Annotated in this window: 18 protein-coding genes; 14 read left to right on the forward strand and 4 right to left on the reverse strand. The window is 37.6% G+C overall.

The window, feature by feature from the left end; translation table 11 throughout:
* Positions 1-186 precede the first annotated feature (186 nt).
* From MUA87_RS02035 to xylB, 8 genes are all read left to right on the forward strand, one after another.
* Positions 187-1299 (forward strand): PTS sugar transporter subunit IIC, encoded by a 1113-nt coding sequence (locus tag MUA87_RS02035; RefSeq protein WP_394356887.1) that lies wholly within the window; start codon positions 187-189, stop codon positions 1297-1299.
* 505 nt (positions 1300-1804) lie between these two features.
* Complete coding sequence (gene pxpB, locus MUA87_RS02040) at positions 1805-2536, forward strand: 5-oxoprolinase subunit PxpB (protein WP_002479878.1); 732 nt, start codon at positions 1805-1807, stop codon at positions 2534-2536.
* A complete protein-coding gene (locus MUA87_RS02045) occupies positions 2526-3533 on the forward strand; it encodes a 5-oxoprolinase subunit C family protein (protein WP_262551233.1) in 1008 nt (335 codons plus the stop codon). The genes pxpB and MUA87_RS02045 overlap by 11 nt, the downstream gene beginning before the upstream one ends.
* 2 nt (positions 3534-3535) lie before the next feature.
* The gene (locus MUA87_RS02050) at positions 3536-3979 is read left to right on the forward strand and encodes an acetyl-CoA carboxylase biotin carboxyl carrier protein (RefSeq protein ID WP_002479876.1); all 444 of its coding nucleotides are present in this window, start codon (positions 3536-3538) and stop codon (positions 3977-3979) included.
* Between the two features lie 17 nt (positions 3980-3996).
* On the forward strand, positions 3997-5361 hold the full coding sequence (locus tag MUA87_RS02055; protein ID WP_002479875.1) for an acetyl-CoA carboxylase biotin carboxylase subunit: 1365 nt from the start codon (positions 3997-3999) through the stop codon (positions 5359-5361).
* Complete coding sequence (gene pxpA, locus MUA87_RS02060; RefSeq protein ID WP_057510028.1) at positions 5358-6116, forward strand: 5-oxoprolinase subunit PxpA; 759 nt, start codon at positions 5358-5360, stop codon at positions 6114-6116. Before MUA87_RS02055 ends, pxpA begins: the two co-directional genes overlap by 4 nt.
* Before the next feature lie 3 nt (positions 6117-6119).
* A complete protein-coding gene (locus MUA87_RS02065; protein WP_002479873.1) occupies positions 6120-7349 on the forward strand; it encodes an NRAMP family divalent metal transporter in 1230 nt (409 codons plus the stop codon).
* A gap of 224 nt (positions 7350-7573) precedes the next feature.
* On the forward strand, positions 7574-9070 hold the full coding sequence (gene xylB / locus MUA87_RS02070) for a xylulokinase (RefSeq protein WP_262551234.1): 1497 nt from the start codon (positions 7574-7576) through the stop codon (positions 9068-9070).
* Positions 9071-9136: 66 nt separating this feature from the next.
* Here the strand turns inward: xylB and MUA87_RS02075 are convergent, their stop codons facing one another.
* A complete protein-coding gene (locus tag MUA87_RS02075) occupies positions 9137-9316 on the reverse strand; it encodes a VraH family peptide resistance protein (protein ID WP_002479871.1) in 180 nt (59 codons plus the stop codon).
* Positions 9317-9430: 114 nt separating this feature from the next.
* On the opposite strand from MUA87_RS02075, the gene MUA87_RS02080 reads away from it, so the two are divergent.
* The gene (locus MUA87_RS02080) at positions 9431-10012 is read left to right on the forward strand and encodes a GNAT family N-acetyltransferase (protein WP_262551235.1); all 582 of its coding nucleotides are present in this window, start codon (positions 9431-9433) and stop codon (positions 10010-10012) included.
* A gap of 97 nt (positions 10013-10109) precedes the next feature.
* Positions 10110-10718, forward strand: coding sequence for a metallophosphoesterase (locus tag MUA87_RS02085; RefSeq protein WP_002479869.1), 609 nt, complete (start codon positions 10110-10112; stop codon positions 10716-10718).
* Positions 10719-10769: 51 nt separating this feature from the next.
* On the opposite strand, the gene MUA87_RS02090 is transcribed toward MUA87_RS02085, so the two are convergent.
* Genes MUA87_RS02090 through MUA87_RS02100 form a run of 3 tightly spaced genes read right to left on the reverse strand, consistent with a single transcriptional unit; the run spans position 10770 to position 13185 of the window.
* Positions 10770-10949, reverse strand: a complete 180-nt coding sequence (locus MUA87_RS02090; RefSeq protein ID WP_002479867.1) for a FeoB-associated Cys-rich membrane protein — start codon at positions 10947-10949, stop codon at positions 10770-10772.
* A 12-nt stretch (positions 10950-10961) separates the two neighbouring features.
* Positions 10962-12956 carry a ferrous iron transport protein B gene (gene feoB, locus MUA87_RS02095; RefSeq protein WP_262551236.1) on the reverse strand — a complete coding sequence of 665 codons (1995 nt, stop codon included), beginning with the start codon at positions 12954-12956 and terminating at the stop codon, positions 10962-10964.
* Positions 12949-13185 (reverse strand): FeoA family protein, encoded by a 237-nt coding sequence (locus tag MUA87_RS02100; protein ID WP_002479865.1) that lies wholly within the window; start codon positions 13183-13185, stop codon positions 12949-12951. Before MUA87_RS02100 ends, feoB begins: the two co-directional genes overlap by 8 nt.
* Positions 13186-13975: 790 nt before the next feature.
* Between MUA87_RS02100 and MUA87_RS02105 the strand changes: the two genes are divergently transcribed.
* From MUA87_RS02105 to MUA87_RS02120, 4 genes are all read left to right on the forward strand, one after another.
* A complete protein-coding gene (locus MUA87_RS02105) occupies positions 13976-14674 on the forward strand; it encodes a YveK family protein (RefSeq protein ID WP_023015503.1) in 699 nt (232 codons plus the stop codon).
* A gap of 144 nt (positions 14675-14818) precedes the next feature.
* On the forward strand, positions 14819-16699 hold the full coding sequence (locus MUA87_RS02110) for a polysaccharide biosynthesis protein (protein ID WP_023015502.1): 1881 nt from the start codon (positions 14819-14821) through the stop codon (positions 16697-16699).
* A 219-nt stretch (positions 16700-16918) separates the two neighbouring features.
* Entirely contained in the window at positions 16919-17785 is an 867-nt protein-coding gene (gene galU / locus MUA87_RS02115) for a UTP--glucose-1-phosphate uridylyltransferase GalU (RefSeq protein ID WP_002479862.1), read from the forward strand.
* A 148-nt stretch (positions 17786-17933) separates the two neighbouring features.
* On the forward strand, positions 17934-18356 hold the full coding sequence (locus MUA87_RS02120; protein ID WP_002479861.1) for a universal stress protein: 423 nt from the start codon (positions 17934-17936) through the stop codon (positions 18354-18356).
* Positions 18357-18360: the final 4 nt, after the last annotated feature.

Genomic DNA, 18360 nt, shown 5'->3' on the forward strand with positions numbered 1-18360 from the left:
CAAAAGATAGCTTATTTAGAAAGGGTTATAAGATAATTCATTCTACCATTTTAGTGGTTTCTTACTATTATATGTTCTTAAAACCATTATTAAATTCGAGCAGATATTGACTTTAAGTATTTTAAATATTAGAATTATCAGAATATTACAAACATAATTAACAACACAGAAAACGGAGGAGAATATATGGGAGGAACTATGACAAGACCAGGTACCAAGGTGTCGGTGGGTACATTTTTTTATAACGTATTAAACGGGGTCGCATTCGCAATTATCGCAGGACTCGTACCGCATGCGGTATTAGGGGAAATTTTAAAAGCATTATCACCGTACTCTAAATCAGCAGGTGTTCTATTACAAGTAGCAACAGCCATTCAATTTACGGTGCCGATGTTGGTTGGTGCATTAGTCGCACATCGCTTTAAATTCACACCGCTTGGCATTGCGGTTGTTGCGGCAGCTTCATTTATCGGAAGCGGGGCAGCGCAATTTAAAAATGGTGCATGGGTAATCACAGGTATTGGTGACTTGATCAATACGATGTTAGCAGCTTCAATCGCCTCACTTTTAATTTTATTCATAGGTGAACGCTTCGGAAGCTTGAATTTAATCATTTTACCTACCTTTGTAGCAGTTATTACTGGGTTTATTACATTACATACTTTGCCATACGTAAAATTAGTCACTACAGGTATTGGACATATCATTAATACCTTTACAGAGATGCAGCCAGTGTTAATGTGTATGCTGATTGCGATTGCTTATAGTATGATCATCATTTCACCGATTTCCACAGTAGCAACATCTATGGCCATCGGTATCAGCGGTCTAGCAGCTGGTGCAGCATCAATCGGTATTACAGCAGCTGAAGCAACATTAGTTTTTGGGACAATCACTGTAAACCGTCTCGGTGTTCCTGCCACAATTTTACTAGGCGGTGTTAAGATGATGCTTCCAAATATGGTTAAATATCCTGTGATGTTAGTACCGATTACAGTTACCGCAGCCATCTCAGGTTTTGTGGCAAGTTTTATCGGTATTGGCGGAACAAAAGAGTCTGCAGGTTTCGGTATTATCGGTATTGGCGGAACAAAAGAGTCTGCAGGTTTCGGTATTATCGGTATGGTCGGACCGATTAATGCCTTTAGATTTATGCATGTTGATGAAGTTTGGTTGAAATTAGTCTTGATTATCACCGCATTCTTTGTCGTTCCATTTACGGTTGCTTATATCGCGCACTTTATTTTCATCAAAATCTTTAAACTTTATGATAAAGAAATCTTCAGATTCCTAGGATAATCGTATTTCTGACAAATAAAATCAGAAATTTAATAGGATTGTAATATCGTCTAAACCCTGTTGTACCATTGGATATTAAATTAAACACAATTCGAAGTGTAAAATTATAGCAAAAAAAGTCTTTTACTTAGGTAACAAATGTATTATATTAAAACAATACGCATGAAAAGGTTTTCATCTAAATTGTCAGAAAACTTATGAAAATGGCGATAAAAGGCATGATTTCATATTATTAAAATTTCTTATAGAATTTGAGTTGTGATTTTAATACCCAAGTTAATCGATACGGATGGGGCATAAATGTTATAATTAAATTTGTTGGCCGTTTTTAAAACGGTTACAATTTTCAAAAGTATCTTAACAACTGAAGAGATAACAGTGTTAAACATATAAAGACTGCCCGAGCTGAAGCTAAGTTTCAGTTTGTGCAGTCACATTCTTAAACAAAGGAAAGAACGTCTGGATAGATGTTCAGTATTACCTAACACAAAGGGGAGGCAAAACAATGGATTACCAAATTATCAGTGAACAAGCTATCTTAGTTCGCTTTGAACCGCAGATTGCACCTGAGACATTCAAGAAAGTCCAACAACTTGTGGTTTATTTGGAACGCCAAGATCATGAAGCGATTAAAGAGATTGTACCGTCTTATCGTGCAGTGATGATTCACTTCGATGATCATAAGATTCATGCGAAAGCATTAATCGAAGACTTGAAGCTTGATACGCTCGATGTAAGTGATATTGAGACGTCAGAAAGCTCCAAAGTGGTACGTATTCCAGTCATTTATGGAGGAAAATACGGACCTGATATTGAAGAAGTCGCTAAGCTTAATGATTTAACAGTTGAAGATGTGATTCAATTACATACAGAACCAACTTATTTAATTTATATGCTAGGATTTATGCCTGGTTTCCCATATCTTGGTGGATTAGATGAGCGTCTGTATACACCAAGAAGGGATGAACCAAGAGTACGTATTGATGCTGGCTCTGTCGGCATTGCGAAAAACCAAACTGGTTTGTATCCGCAAGATTCGCCAGGCGGTTGGCAAATTATCGGACGTACACCTTTAGATGTGTTCGACTTGGACCGTGAACCAATGACACTTTATGAAGCGGGAGATCGTATTGAATTCTATCAAATCTCACAAGATACGTATGATGAGATTATCGCACAGAAAAACGATCCTGATTTTGATATAGAAAGATGGGTGACTGTTCAAGATGAGCATTAGAATTATTAAACCAGGACTATTCTCAACAATTCAAGATATCGGACGTTATGGTTACCAAAAAGAAGGTTTCTCTAGTGCAGGTGCATTAGATAGATATAGTTACCGTTTAGGTACACAATTAATCGGTAATGAAGGTCCGGCAATCGAAGCAACTATTATCGGACCGACATTACAATTCTTAGAAGATAATACTGTAGTTATTACAGGCGCAGAATTTAAAGCAACATTGAATGGTGATCCGATTTCCCACCAAACGGTTGTACAAGTATATAAAGGTGATGTACTCGCATTAAACGCCGCAATTACAGGCGCAAGAGGTTATTTACACTTCGGTCATCCGATTGACGTACCTGAAGTTGCAGGAAGTTATGCGACGCATACACGTACTAAAATGGGCGGTTTCCATGGCCGTGCATTAAGAAAAGATGATATGATTCCGGTTCATTATAATAATGATTACCGTCGTCATGTCGGTTATACGAGCGATTTAGATTTAATCCATGAAGGGACAGATGCGATCAGAGTTGTGGAAGGTCCGCAATATGACAGCTTCCCTGATGCTAGCCATGAAGGGTTAGTGTCAGAACCTTTTGAGATTTCTGAACAATCGGATCGTATGGGCTTTCGTTTGAAGGGTGCTTCTATTCCGCCGACAGACAGTGCAGATATTATTTCTGAACCTGTTGCACTCGGCAGTGTACAAGTACCAAATGACGGTAACCCGATTGTATTGATGAATGATAAACAAACAGTCGGCGGTTACACTAAGATTGCGACAGTCTGCCAGTCAGACTTAAGTGTCTTGGCACAAAAACAACCCGGTCAAAAAGTAAACTTTGAGTGGGTAACTGTGGAAGAAGCCATTCAACATTTAGATGATTATAATAAAGGTTTCGAAGCTTCATTAGAAGCAATAGAAAAAGAACCGTTGTTTGACATGAGGGAAATGAGAACAACATCAAAACGTATTAGCGAATTACTAGAGGGGGATGAATAGAAATGAAATTAGAAGAAATCAAAGATTTAATTAACTTAGTTAAAGAGAACAAGGTGAACAAGTTCAAATATAAAGATGAGGCACATGAAATTGAATTAGATTTTTCATCACCGCAACAAACACAACCAGCAACACAAATTCAAAATCAAGCAACATCTAATCCAGCACCAGAAGCGGCTCAAGAACCACAAGCTGATAACCAAGCATCTGGTGAAACAGTGAATGCGCCAATGGTCGGCACATTCTTCTTGCAAGATACAAAAGAATTAACTGAACCGATTGTGAAAGTCGGAGACAAAATTAAAAAAGGCGATGTTATCGGTTATATCGAAGCAATGAAAGTCATGAATGAAGTAACTAGTGAAGTAGAAGGCGAAGTTACAGATATCTTAGTTGATCATGGCACAAATGTAGAATATGACCAAGCACTGATTGAAGTTAAGTAAAGGGGTGAGAAATTATCATGTATCGTTGTTTAATTGCGAATAGAGGAGAAATCGCTGTACGTATTATTCGTGCCTGCCGTGAAGTGGGCGTTGAAACAGTAGCCGTATATGCGAAAGGAGACGAAAAGAGTCTGCATGTCAGTTTAGCAGACCAAGCCATTTGTATTGGCGAAGCGAATCCGCTTGATAGCTATTTAAATATTAATCGTATTATTGCAGCAGCAGAAATTACAGGTGCCAATGCAATCCATCCAGGTTATGGTTTCTTATCAGAAAGCCCTAACTTTGCGCAAAAAGTAGAAGAAAATGATATCTACTTTATTGGACCGACAAAACGTACGATGGAAATGATGGGTGATAAAATCACTGCACGTCAAACAGTTGAATCTGCCGATGTGCCGATTATCCCAGGTTCTATCGGTGCGGTACATTCTGTTGATGAAATTAAAGAAATTGCTAAAGATATCGGTTATCCAGTCGTATTAAAAGCCGCAAGCGGCGGTGGCGGTAAAGGTATCCGTATCGTTAAAGAACCAGAACATTTAGAGAAAGCTTTTAAAGAAGCACAAAGTGAAGGTAAAAAATACTTCGATGATGATCGTATTTACGTTGAAGCATTTATTCCAGTTGCGAAACACGTAGAAGTACAAGTTATCGGTGACGGTAAAGAAAATTATGTACACTTAGGTGAACGTGACTGTTCAGTACAACGTAAAAACCAAAAATTAATCGAAGAATCACCATGTGCAGCACTATCAGAAGAAAAGCGTCAAAAGATTTGTGAAGACGCGGTTAAAGTTGCGCAAGCATCTAATTACCGTAGTGCGGGTACAATCGAGTTCTTAGTAACTGATGATGCATATTACTTCATCGAAATGAACGCACGTATCCAAGTAGAACATACTGTCACAGAAATGCGTGCTGACAGAGATTTATTACAAGCACAACTTTACTTAATGAAACATGGAGAACTGCCATTCAGCCAAGATGATATTCACTTCACTGGCCACGTGATTGAAGCACGTATCAACGCAGAAAATCCAGAACGTAAATTCCAACCTTCACCAGGTAAAGTCAAAGCATTACATTTACCACAAGGTTTCAATGTACGTGTCGATTCATTATTGTATCCAGGTTATGTCGTGTCACCTTACTATGATTCACTTGTCGCAAAAGTGATTGTCAAAGGTGCAAACCGTACGCATGCGATTGAGAAATTAAAAGCAACACTTGATGAAATGGTCATTGACGGTTTCTCAACAACGGCTGATTTCTTGTATGCGGTATTATCATATCCAGCATACGCTGATGGTGATGCTAAAGATGTCGATATTAAATTCTTAGACCGTCATCAAATTACTAAGGGGGCTGCTTTAACATGAAAATAGATTTGAATTGTGATTTAGGCGAAGCATTCGGCAATTATTCATTCGGTGGAGATCACCAAATTATTCCTTTGATTACCTCCGCAAACATTGCCTGCGGATTCCACGCAGGTGATGAAAATGTAATGTATGAAACTGTGAAACTTGCGAAAGAAAACGGTGTGGGCATCGGTGCACACCCAGGCTTCCATGATATTCAAGGTTTCGGACGCCGTAATATGGATTTATCACCTGATGAGATTTATACCTTGGTTGCATACCAAATTGGTGCTTTATCAGCGTTTTGCCGTATTCACGATGTCAAAATCAATCATGTTAAACCTCATGGTGCCTTATATAACATGGGTGCGCGTGACAAAGATATTGCACACGCAATTGCACAAGCAGTATATGACGTGGACCCATCACTAATTTTAGTGGGCTTATCTAATACATTATTAGTATCAGAAGCCGAAGCAGTTGGTTTGAAAGCCGCAAATGAAGTATTCGCAGACAGACGTTATGAAGAAAACGGTCAACTAGTAAGCCGTAAAGAAGCTGACGCTGTGTTAACGGATACGGATGAAGCGATTGAACAGGTTGTGAAGATGGTTAAAGAAAACAAAGTCATTGCGAAAACAGGAAAAGAAATTGAGCTTAAAGCAGATACAATTTGTGTGCATGGCGATGGCGCGCATGCATTGGAATTCGTATCGAAAATACGAGAAAGACTAACGAAAGAAGGTATTTCGATTACGAAATTAGGGGGTTAATCTATGGGAGAAAACAAACAAAACAAACCGGAGTTCCAGTTCACTAAGGAACATAAGAGACTGTTATTAGGGTCAGTCTTCTTAATGGCGACATCAGCCATCGGTCCGGCGTTCTTAACACAAACAGCGGTTTTCACACAACAATTCGCCGCAAGTTTCGCGTTTGCGATCTTATTATCTATCATTATTGATATCGGAGCGCAAATCAATATTTGGCGTATCTTGGTTGTGACAGGCTTACGTGGACAAGAAATCGCGAACAAAATGGTTAAAGGGTTAGGGACCTTCATTTCCATTTTAGTTGCGATCGGTGGTCTGGCCTTCAATATCGGTAACGTCGCAGGAGCCGGTTTAGGTTTAAATGCGATTTTCGGTATTGATGTAAAATGGGGTGCCGCAATTACAGCCATTTTAGCAATTGGCGTATTCATTAGTAAGAGCGGTCAAAAAGTGATGGACTTCGTAACGATGATCTTAGGGGTAATGATGATTGGTATTACAGCGTATGTAATGGTGAAATCAAATCCACCATACTTAGAAGCTGCAGAGAAAATGGTTATGCCTGAACATCCAGGTGCTTTAGTATTACCGATTATCACATTAATTGGTGGTACTGTGGGTGGTTATATCACATTCGCAGGTGCACACAGAATCTTGGATTCAGGAATCAAAGGGAAAGACTATCTTCCGTTTGTTAACCATTCAGCGATTGCTGGTATCTTAACAACAGGTGTCATGCGTGGTTTATTATTCTTAGCTGTATTAGGTGTGGTTGTTACAGGTGTGACATTAAACCCTGAAAACCCGCCAGCATCAGTATTCGAACACGCACTTGGACCAATTGGTAAGAATATCTTCGGTATCGTATTATTCGCAGCTGCCTTATCATCAGTAATCGGCTCAGCGTACACAAGTGCAACATTCTTGAAAACGTTAAGCAAATCATTGATGAAACGCAGTAATATCATTGTGATTGTGTTCATCGTTGTTTCAACGATTACATTCTTATTAATCGGTAAACCAGTTAAATTATTAATCATCGCAGGTGCGTTGAACGGTTTAATCTTACCGATTACATTAGGTGTTATTTTAATCGCAAGTAAGAAGAAATCAATTGTCGGCGATTACAAACATCCAACATGGATGTTAATGTTCGGTGTACTTGCTGTACTCGTAACAATCGTAACAGGATTCTTATCATTCCAAGGTTTAGCGGATTTATGGAATTCTTAATAACATCAATCAAAGACACACGAGCAAACGTTGCTCGTGTGCTTTTTTGAGTAATAAGGTATGTGAGTTTTCTAGCATACCGATGTATACATAATAAAGATAAATTTAGTATAAAGGATATATATTTATATAAATGAAAACGCTATACTATAACTAATGAGATAAAAAGTAATACTTGATTCATCAAAATACTCGTATTTAATCGTTTGGAAAGGATGATTTACATGACAACAGAAGCGGTAATCGGCATCGATTTAGGAACGAGCGCAATTAAACTGATTGCGGTCGATCGCTTAGGCAATGTACTCGGCACACAAAGTGAACCGCTCAAACTTTATCACGACTATCCAGGTTATTCAGAACAAGCACCAGAAGAATGGGTGGCAGCTGCAGTAAATGGGCTCCATCATTTATTAGCACAACCAGTATTATCAGATGTTTCGATTGAAGGTCTTTCATTTTCAGGTCAAATGCATGGACTTGTTATTGTAGATCAGGCAGGTCAACCATTAAGACGTGCAATTTTATGGAACGATACACGTACGACTCCTCAATGTGAACAAATCAAAGCGAAGTATGGTGATCAAGTTCTTGGTAATCCTGTGGTCGAAGGATTTACACTGACTAAACTCTTATGGGTACAACAACATGAACCGGATTTATTTAAACAAATTGATACGTTTATGTTGCCGAAAGACTTTTTACGCTTTGCGTTAACAGGTGTATTGCACACAGAGTATTCAGATGCGGCTGCAACGATGTTATTAAATCCACAAACTAAGGCATGGGATAAAGCGTTAGGTGCTTCGTTTGATATTCCAGACCATATTTATCCAGACTTAGTTGAATCACACGCACAAGTCGGTGTATTAAAAGCTGAGTTACAACAACAATTGTCTCTTAATAAACCTGTACCTGTTTTTGCGGGCGGAGCAGACAATGCATGTGCAGCGTTAGGCTCAGGCGTGATTCATCCTGATGATGCGATTTGTAGTATCGGTACATCAGGTGTGTTATTAATTTGCGAACCTGTCGGAGAATCAGAAGGCTATGGTCATAAAATTCATTTGATGAATCATGCGGTACCGGATGTTAACTATTTAATGGGTGTGACGTTAAGTGCAGGCTATAGTTTGAGTTGGTTTAAACGTGAATTTTATCCTGAAGATGATTTCACCACTTTAATGAAAGATGTCGAAGCCTCTCAAATTGGTGCACACGGTTTAATCTTTACACCTTATCTAGTTGGAGAGCGTACACCGCATGGTGATGCGTCAATTCGAGGCAGCTTTATTGGTATTACAGGTAATCATACACGTGGTGATTTTGGACGTGCAGTGGTAGAGGGTATTACGTATTCTTTATATGATTCATTAGTGTACTTACGTAGTATTGGACGCAATGTGACTAAGATTGTCTCAACAGGTGGCGGTGCTAAGAGTGATTTCTGGCTCCAACTTCAAGCAGATGTCTTCAACACTGAAATCTATAAGTTGAAACATGAAGAAGGACCAAGTATGGGTGCAGCAATGTTAGCAGCATACAGCTTAGGTTGGTATGATTCATTGAAAGATTGTGCAGAAGCCTTTATTCATTATTCAAAAGTGTTCCAACCTGATTTAAAACGTCATCAGACGTATGAAGCATACTTTGAAATTTACCAACAAGCCTATCAAGCTACACGTCATCTCACAAGTGACTTGTTAGCACTTCAAAAATAAATAAAAATCCCTTGAGTACTTTAATGAAGTGTCTCAAGGGATTTCTTTACATAGCGTCTATCAAAATTATTTACCGTTTTTCTCTAAATAGTAACCAATCCAAGCGCCTAATGGAAGACCGATAATTGGTGTTGTGATCGCACTTAACACAATGGCAGAAACAATCATGATAATACCGTTTTTAGAACCAAAGCGCATATGTTTGATTGTTTCTACAACATCTTCTACATATTCCTTGAATGACATAGGATGACCTCCTTTTAGAATTGTTGTTTAGTTAATTTCAATTTAAATATAACATTTTTGAATGAAAAAGCGTAAGAATGTGAATAATCCAGATTAGAAGAGAGGAGGGAAGAGATGCAGTTTGAATACTTAACAGAAACAACAGAACGGTTAGAAGTCAGACCAATGAATACAGAAGATTATGAGCAATGGGTAAAAGGCTATGCAGGTCGAGCCATGCCTCAAAGTCCTTTTGATGAAGGTTGTTTAGAGATATCTCATTACTCTAAAGCGTGGTTTCAGCGTTTGATTGCACAACAACAAGCGCTTATTCAATCAGATGATACTTATGTCTTTGGTGTATTTCGCAAAGCTGATGGTGTACATCTCGGCAACTTCAATTTAGTAACGTTAGCACGTCAACATTTTCAATGGGCAGAATGCGGTTATGCGATTCATAATCAATTTTGGCGTCAAGGTTATGCGTATGAAGCTTTTACAGCCATATTTAAAATCGCTAAGCGTTTAAAATATCATCGACTAGAAGCCCATGTACATCCAGGTAATCATGCCTCTATCGCCTTATTGAAGAAGTGCGGTTTTGAGTATGAATGTACCAGAACACAATTTATTTTTGAGAACGGGGAATGGACAGATCGTCTGGTTTATTATATCAACTTGAATGATACACCACCGCTTCACCCAACCTCTTTCTAACTTTACAAAAATTTAAAAAACAATTCGGCAGTTTTTCGCTATACTAAAAACAAGCAAACAAAATAGAGAGAACACGATAAAGGAGGCATGCATCATCATGAAAGGCAGATTACTCGTCTCATCAGATATTCATGGACATAAAGAAGCACTCGCAACCTTACTTGCTTATGTAGATTATAATCCTAAACGTGATCAGCTGGTTTTGTTAGGGGATTATGTCAATCATGGACCTGATTCTGATGGGACCCTTAAAATGGTACAACAGTTACATCGTGAAGGTGCGATTGTTTTATTAGGCAATCATGATGTACGCTGGATGAAGTCAAAAGAAAAAGAGAAACGCAAATGGAAAGCTGTCTTAAAACAATTCGACAGTATGGCACATATTGGGGATTACTTATTTGTTCATGCAGGAGTTAACCCTAAGAAGTGTTTATCCAAACAAAAATTAAAAGAAGTATCTGGGTTTGAACCGCCCGCAAAATTATCGCGAAAAATTAAAGGAAAATGTGTCGTACATGGTCATGTACCGACGAAACGATTAGGGGTTAAACAACATCGCATTCACGTCGCAGACCATACGATTGATATCGATACAGGCGCAGGACACGGTAAACGTTTATCACTCGTAGATTTAACACATCAACACGTCTGTGCGGTAGAAGTCGGTCGACTCAAGAAAATTTATGAATATAGCTATGCATAAAAAATAAACCTAAAGGTTGTCGGCCTTTAGGTTTTATTTATATTAGTAAATTTATGATGAGTGATGTTGTTGATGTTTTTTCATTTCTTTAGGCATTGAATGACCACAACCTTTGTTGATGTCGCAAGCTGCGCATTTGCCTTGTTTAGATTTTTTGAAGAAGCGGACGATTGTAAAGGCCGCATATCCAAATATCAATAAAAAGATGACAAGATTAATGAGTAGTGTCATAAATAATTCCTCCTAGAAAAAGAGTTGGCTAGATTGGTAGAACACAAATGCTAGGAGATAGGCAATCGCAATCGGATAAAGCGTTGCGATAATCGTCCATTTCCAAGACACTGTTTCTTTTCTGATGGCTGCGACAGTGGACAAACATGGAATGTACAATAAGATAAATAACATAAACGCATACGCTGATGCGGGTGTGAAATGACTCGCAATCATATTTGTTAAACCTTGGCTGTCTACGGCGTAAATAATCGCCATTGCGCTGACAACGACTTCTTTAGCTAAGAAGCCAGGGATTAATGTAGCACCCGCTTGCCATGAACTGAATCCTAAAGGAATCAATAATGGCGCAATCGCTGCACCGATTAAGTGTAAGAAACTATGGTCAACATCAACGCCAAAGCCAGTTGGACCTGCATAGTTTAATAACCAAATAACGACTGATCCACCGAAGATAAATGTACCTGCTTTTTTCACAAAGCCTTTTGCTTTTTCCCATGTACTACGCCAAAGTGTTTTTGCTGATGGTAAACGATAAGGTGGTAATTCAATCACAAAAACTGAGTTTTCCTTTTTCAAAATTGTTTTTGTCATCACAAAGCTGACAATTAATGCGACGACAATACCAATCACGTATAAACTTAACACGATGAGTGCTTGGTGTGTTTGGAAGAAAACACCTACAAATAATGCGTATACAGGTAAACGTGCTGAACATGACATGAATGGTGTAATTAAGATAGTTGTTAAACGCTCTTTCTCTTGTTCAATAGAACGCGTTGCCATGACACCTGGAACATTACAACCAAAACCAATAATCATTGGGATAAATGATTTACCATTAAGACCTAAGCCTTCCATGACTTTATCCATAATCAAGGCAATACGTGCCATATAACCTGAATCCTCTAATACTGAAATAAAGAAGAATAGAATTAAGATTTGCGGTACGAAAACTAAGACAGCACCGACACCTGCGATAATCCCATCTGTAATCAAATCTTTCATGAATGGGAAGAGTCCAATCGCATCCATTCCTTGGTTGACCCAATCTGTAAAGGTACCGCCGATAAATTCATCTAATTTATCTGACAGCGGGGTACCGATCAATGAGAAGGTCGCTTGGAAAATCAGCCACATGATACCTAAAAAGATAGGGATACCTAAAATCTTATTTGTTAAAATTTTGTCGATACGGTCAGTCAAATATTGTTTTTTCTTATCTTGATGCGTAATGACATCTTCAATAAGTGTATCGATAAACTCAGTACGTGAACGACGCATACTATCCACGATTGAAATATCTAATTGTTCAGCAAGATGATTACGGATTTGACGTAAATCTTCATGATGATGTGCACTGATATAGTGTTCAATGGCTGGATTGCCCAGTAAATATTGAACAGCGATAAAACGATGGCGTTTCTCAGGTAATTCTAAATGATGTTTTAAATAATGTTGTATTTCAGATAAGGCGTGTTCGACTTTATGCTCGTATGGAATTTTCAATGGTTGTGATGTAGATAAAGTTTCTTCTTTCAAGAGTTCTAAGATGCTATCGATACCTTGGCCGCTTCTCGCCACAATCGGCAAAATCGGCAACTTCAAACGACGCATCAATAAATTACGATTGATTTGGATGCCGCGTTTCTCTGCGACATCGCCCATATTTAAACAAAGTAATAAAGGTGCCCCGAATTCCATCAATTGTGTCGTTAATAATAAATTACGTTTTAATTGTACTGCGTCGACAATATTGATGATTTTTGAAAACTCATCGTGCAGTAAATAATCTGTCACGACTGTTTCATCTTTCGAAATCGGTAATAAGTCATAAATACCAGGTAAATCGACCAGATCTCCTTGCTTATCTGATAAAATACCGACTTTCTTTTCAACGGTCACACCGCTCCAGTTGCCGACATATTCATATGAACCTGTCAGGGCATTGAACAGTGTGGTTTTGCCGACATTCGGATTGCCGACAATACAATAGGTATTAGACATGCGCTTGCTCCAATGTGATTTTACATGCATCACAATGTCTGATGCCGATACATTGTCCGTCCATTTCTAATGTGCATGGACCTTTCATAAAGAATTTCTGACGTACTTTAATTTTGCTTCCGACTGTAAAACCAAGTGCGCTTAAGCGATGTGCTAGCATTGTATTATCGAAGTTCATGTTGATGATTTTATAAGTTAAACCTTTTTTGGCGTTTGCTGCGTCTACCATACGGGACACCTCTCTCGTTTATTACTAATTGATAACTATTATCATTGATATTTTACACTAAAAAGAAGATGACTACAATATAAAGTTTAAAAGTTATTTCGAACATTATTTGAACAGTGTTACATTTTTTGTTTGTTTCAAACAAACTGAGTATGTGTATGAACCTTTACAAAATTTTGAAAATGGATTGTCAAGCCTATTGCCTTTTAAGTTTGTTGTATATTATAATCAATCTTGTTAACAAACATTTTGTCATCATAATAATGATAGAAATGATTTTTTTGTTTTAGGCACAAATTTTAGTGCGATTATTTATTCCTCATCTTAGAACATCTCCAACTCGCAACGAAAAAGCTAGGCTGTTTATGTAAGAATAGACAGTTGCTTAAACTTCATGACCACGCATGTAGACATGCGTTATTTTCAAATGATGCATTTTTTTATTCCATTAACCTAAAATTAATTTAACACTTGATCATGCACGCTTATGCATATCTTAGTTGTTTTTGTGACTTCAATGTTTAATGCATTTAATGTTAAGCAAGTATGAAGCTATTTTTGCGTTTCTTTAGGTTTATTGTATACTTTGTTGTTTCTGTCGTTAATTGCGATTTAAGAATGTTAATTACATGTAAAACTTATGCAACAATTCAATTAATGTGAATTAATTTATTTTGTTTTCCTTTATAATGGTTATCAAACGGTCGGAATTTGTTGTGTAAGTTAAAATAACTTTAACGTTTCTGACATGTATCATTCAATTTCCGCATTACGGAGGTAACGAAGCAATATGGAAGAAAATAATAGTTTTGATTTTTCAAATGTATGGAGGATAATCAAGCGTTACTTAAAGTGGTTGATTATTTTTCCTATTGCAGGTCTGATTTTAAGCGTGCTGTTAACAGCACTTATAGCGCAACCGAAATATGAAGCAACTTCACAAGTATTGATTGAAAAAAGTGATAAAGGCGATTTGACGATGGCTGAGAAATACCAAGCTGATTCTCAAATTGTGGCTACATATACAGATATTGCGAAAAGCCCACGTGTCTTAGGCAAAGTGGCAGAAGAGATTGGAAAAGATGAAGATGCGAAATCCATCACTGAAAAGGTAGAAGTGAACAACCAACCGAATTCTCAAGTATTGAACTTTACCGCAACGGCTAATAGTGAGAAAGATGCGGTGAAAATCGCAGATACTGCTGCTGAAGTACTTAAAGAAGAGGTCAATGCAATATCACCAGATGGCGGTATTGAAATTCTTTCTAAATCCAAAGATGATGTGAAAGAAATTTCATCAAGCATTGCTAAAAATGCATTTATAGGGTTGGTCGCAGGCTTTATTATCGCAGTTATTTTAATCTTAATCCGAGAGTTCTTAAATCAATCAAAAAGTTCTTCAAAATCAAATACACATCAGACACAACATACACAACAACGTAGACGTACAAAACGAGAAGATTTAACACAAGATGACTTTGAACGCTAAGATAAGCGCAAGTCTTGCAGCAAGAATCTGAGAGGAACAGCGGGTTGGGACAGGTAAGCTTCCCAACCTTTTCCATTTCATTTAGAAATAACATAAACATTACACCGAGAGTAAACAGAGATCAATTAATTGAGGTGAAATAAAGTGTCAAAAATTTCCGCAAGACAGCAGCGACTGATATTACTATTGTTTATTGATTCAATCATTGTTGCTTTTTCTGTCTTTTTGAGTTATTTAATTCTTGAACCGTATTTCCGCGGTTATTCTTTATCATTGTTAATTTTATCATCACTGGTATTGCTGTTTTCTCATCACATCTTTGCCAGTGTATTCAACTTATACCACCGGGCTTGGGAATATGCGAGTGTCAATGAAATGATTGTCATAGTTAAAGCGGTCACATGTTCGATGGCCATGACCGTTTTAATCGTACCGTTCTTTACACATGAAGGTCCGTTTTTGAGATTATACTTCATCACATGGATGATGCATGTGTTATTAATCGGTGGCTCTCGTTTATCATGGCGTTTATTTAGAAGAACACTGGTACGTAAAGGCGTTAAACGTAAGAATACATTAGTTATCGGTGCTGGTGAAGGCGGTTCAATGTTGATTAACCAAATGTTGAAACGTCCGACTATGGGCATGGAACCTGTTGTAGTCGTGGATGATGATCCAAAGAAACAAAAGTTGACGATTACAGAAGGGGTTAAAGTTCAAGGTACTATTGAAGATATCCCAGATCTAGTTAATAAATATCGTATTAAAAATATCATTATTGCGATACCAACGTTAACACAACAGCGCTTAAGAGAAATCAATAGTATTTGTGAAAATACACAAGCGACTGTATTGAAAATGCCGAATATTGAAGAAGTTATGTCAGGTAAATTAGAAGTCAGCCAATTGAAGAAAGTGGAAGTTGAAGATTTACTTGGACGTGATCCTGTAGAGTTGGACATGGAAATGATTTCCAAAGAATTAACACATCAAACGATTATGGTTACAGGTGCCGGCGGTTCAATCGGTTCTGAAATTTGTCGACAAGTGTGTCGTTTTGCACCCGCACGTATTATTTTGTTAGGACATGGTGAAAACAGTATTTACTTAATTCACCAAGAACTTCAAAAACAATACGGCGATCAAATTGATATCGTACCTGTTATCGCTGATATTCAAGACCGTTCACGCTTATTTAAAATCGTCAGTCATTACCAACCATATGTGGTTTACCATGCAGCTGCACATAAACATGTGCCGATGATGGAATATAACCCAAGTGAAGCGATTAAAAATAACGTAATCGGAACGAAAAATGTGGCTGAAGCAGCGCGAGAAGCGAGAGTATCTAAGTTCGTTATGATTTCTACAGATAAAGCAGTGAATCCGCCGAATGTGATGGGTGCGTCTAAACGTGCCGCTGAAATGATTGTACAAAGTATGAATGAAGAAAACAGTCATACGAACTTTGTGGCAGTAAGATTCGGTAATGTATTAGGTTCACGTGGTTCTGTTATCCCGTTATTCAAGAAACAAATTGAAGCGGGCGGTCCAATTACAGTGACACACCCTGAAATCACACGTTACTTTATGACAATCCCTGAAGCAGCACGTCTGGTATTACAAGCAGGTGCGATTGCGGATGGCGGTGAAGTCTTCGTATTAGATATGGGAGAACCTGTTAAAATCGTAGATCTTGCGAAAAACCTAATTCGCTTAAGCGGTTATAGAGATGGAGACATTGAAATCAAATTCACAGGTCTCAGACCTGGTGAAAAGTTATATGAAGAGTTGCTTGATGAAGACGAAATCCATCCAGAACAAGTTTATGAAAAAATCTACCGCGGTAAAGTAGAAGAAATGAAAAATGAAGATGTCCTACGTATTTTAGATGAGATTATTCATAGTAAGGACTATAAACAAAAATTAATTGATCTTGCGAATCATCGCTACGACATTAACAATAAACCACAAAAAGATGATGAAGGGAACACTGACATCCCTCCCTTTCGTCTAATCAAATAACACCTCAACTAAGCATCTGATGAAAATCAGGTGCTTTTGTTAAAAGTTGACTATTACACGATAAAACCCTAATATTATCAGTGATGTAAACGTTACAATTTGTGATGAAATCATAGTTTGAAGATAAAGAGATGAACGTTTTAAATGTGGCTGTTTAAAAGACAAGTCAAGGTATAATCTTGATAATTTCAGACCACCTGATGAAAAAGGAGATATTGTATGACTAAGATTAAAAAAGCAGTAATTCCCGCAGCAGGCCTAGGAACACGTTTCCTACCAGCAACAAAAGCGATGCCGAAAGAAATGTTGCCGATTTTAGATAAGCCGACGATTCAATATATCGTTGAAGAAGCCTATCGCGCAGGAATTGAAGACATTATTATTGTGACAGGTAAACACAAACGTGCCATTGAAGATCACTTTGATAATCAAGTTGAACTTGAAAACAACTTAAGAGAAAAAGGCAAAACAGATTTATTAGAGAAAGTGCAACGCTCTACACACTTAGCCAACGTATTTTATGTCCGTCAGCGTGAACAAAAAGGTTTAGGCCATGCGATTTGGACAGCAAGACAATTCATCGGTAATGAACCATTCGCTGTTTTACTTGGTGATGATATTGTGGAATCTGATACACCAGCGATTAAACAATTAATGGATGTTTATGATGAAACAGGCAAATCTGTCATCGGTGTACAAACAGTGCCAGAAAAGGAAACACACCGTTATGGTATTGTGAAACCTGAGAAGCAAAATGGGCGTTTGTATGAAGTGGAAAAATTCGTCGAAAAACCAGCGCCAGGGACAGCACCATCAAACCTTGCGATTATGGGGCGTTATGTCTTAACACCTGAAATATTCGATTATTTATCTACGCAAGATAAAGGCAGCGGCGGCGAAATTCAATTAACAGATGCGATTGAACGCTTGAATCATGACGATGAAGTGTTTGCGTATGATTTTGAAGGACATCGTTTTGATGTTGGAGAGAAAATCGGTTTCGTTAAAACGACGATTGCTTATGCATTAAAAGATGATGAAATGAAAGAAGAAATCAAATCATATATCCAATCTTTAGATTTATAAGCCATAATTTATAACAGAGGATGTTTATTCGCATCTTCTGTTTTTTTCATGCACAAAATAGGAAGTTTCCGTTATAGATTAATAACTTAGGGTATATTAATAATGAATAGGTTAATACTAAACTTTATCAAGAAAGAAGTGAAGTTGTATGTATAATAATATTTTAGTACCGTATGATTTCGGTAATGCGTTCAACAATGTACCAGACCAATTAGAAGCTTTAACAAGAGGAAATGATCAAGCCAAAATCACTGTGTATCATGTGATTTCTGAAACTGAATTAGCAAACTATGTACGTTATCAAAACAAACACTTTGAAGAAGTGACAAAAGAAAAAGAAGTCGACATGAAACCATTTATACAAATCCTTGAAGATAAAGGCATGAACTATGAAATTGTCTTTACAACAGGTAGTCCGACAATTGAAATTTTAGATGAGTTAGAGAAAAATCATTATGATATCGTTGTGATGAGTAACAAACGTTCTCGCATTGAAATTAAACACGTACTAGGCCATGTGACTCATAAAGTCGCAAAACGTTCTAATACGCCAGTATTAATCGTTAAGTAAATCT

Source organism: Staphylococcus simulans, from assembly GCF_025561465.1.
GTDB classification, from domain to species: domain Bacteria; phylum Bacillota; class Bacilli; order Staphylococcales; family Staphylococcaceae; genus Staphylococcus; species Staphylococcus simulans.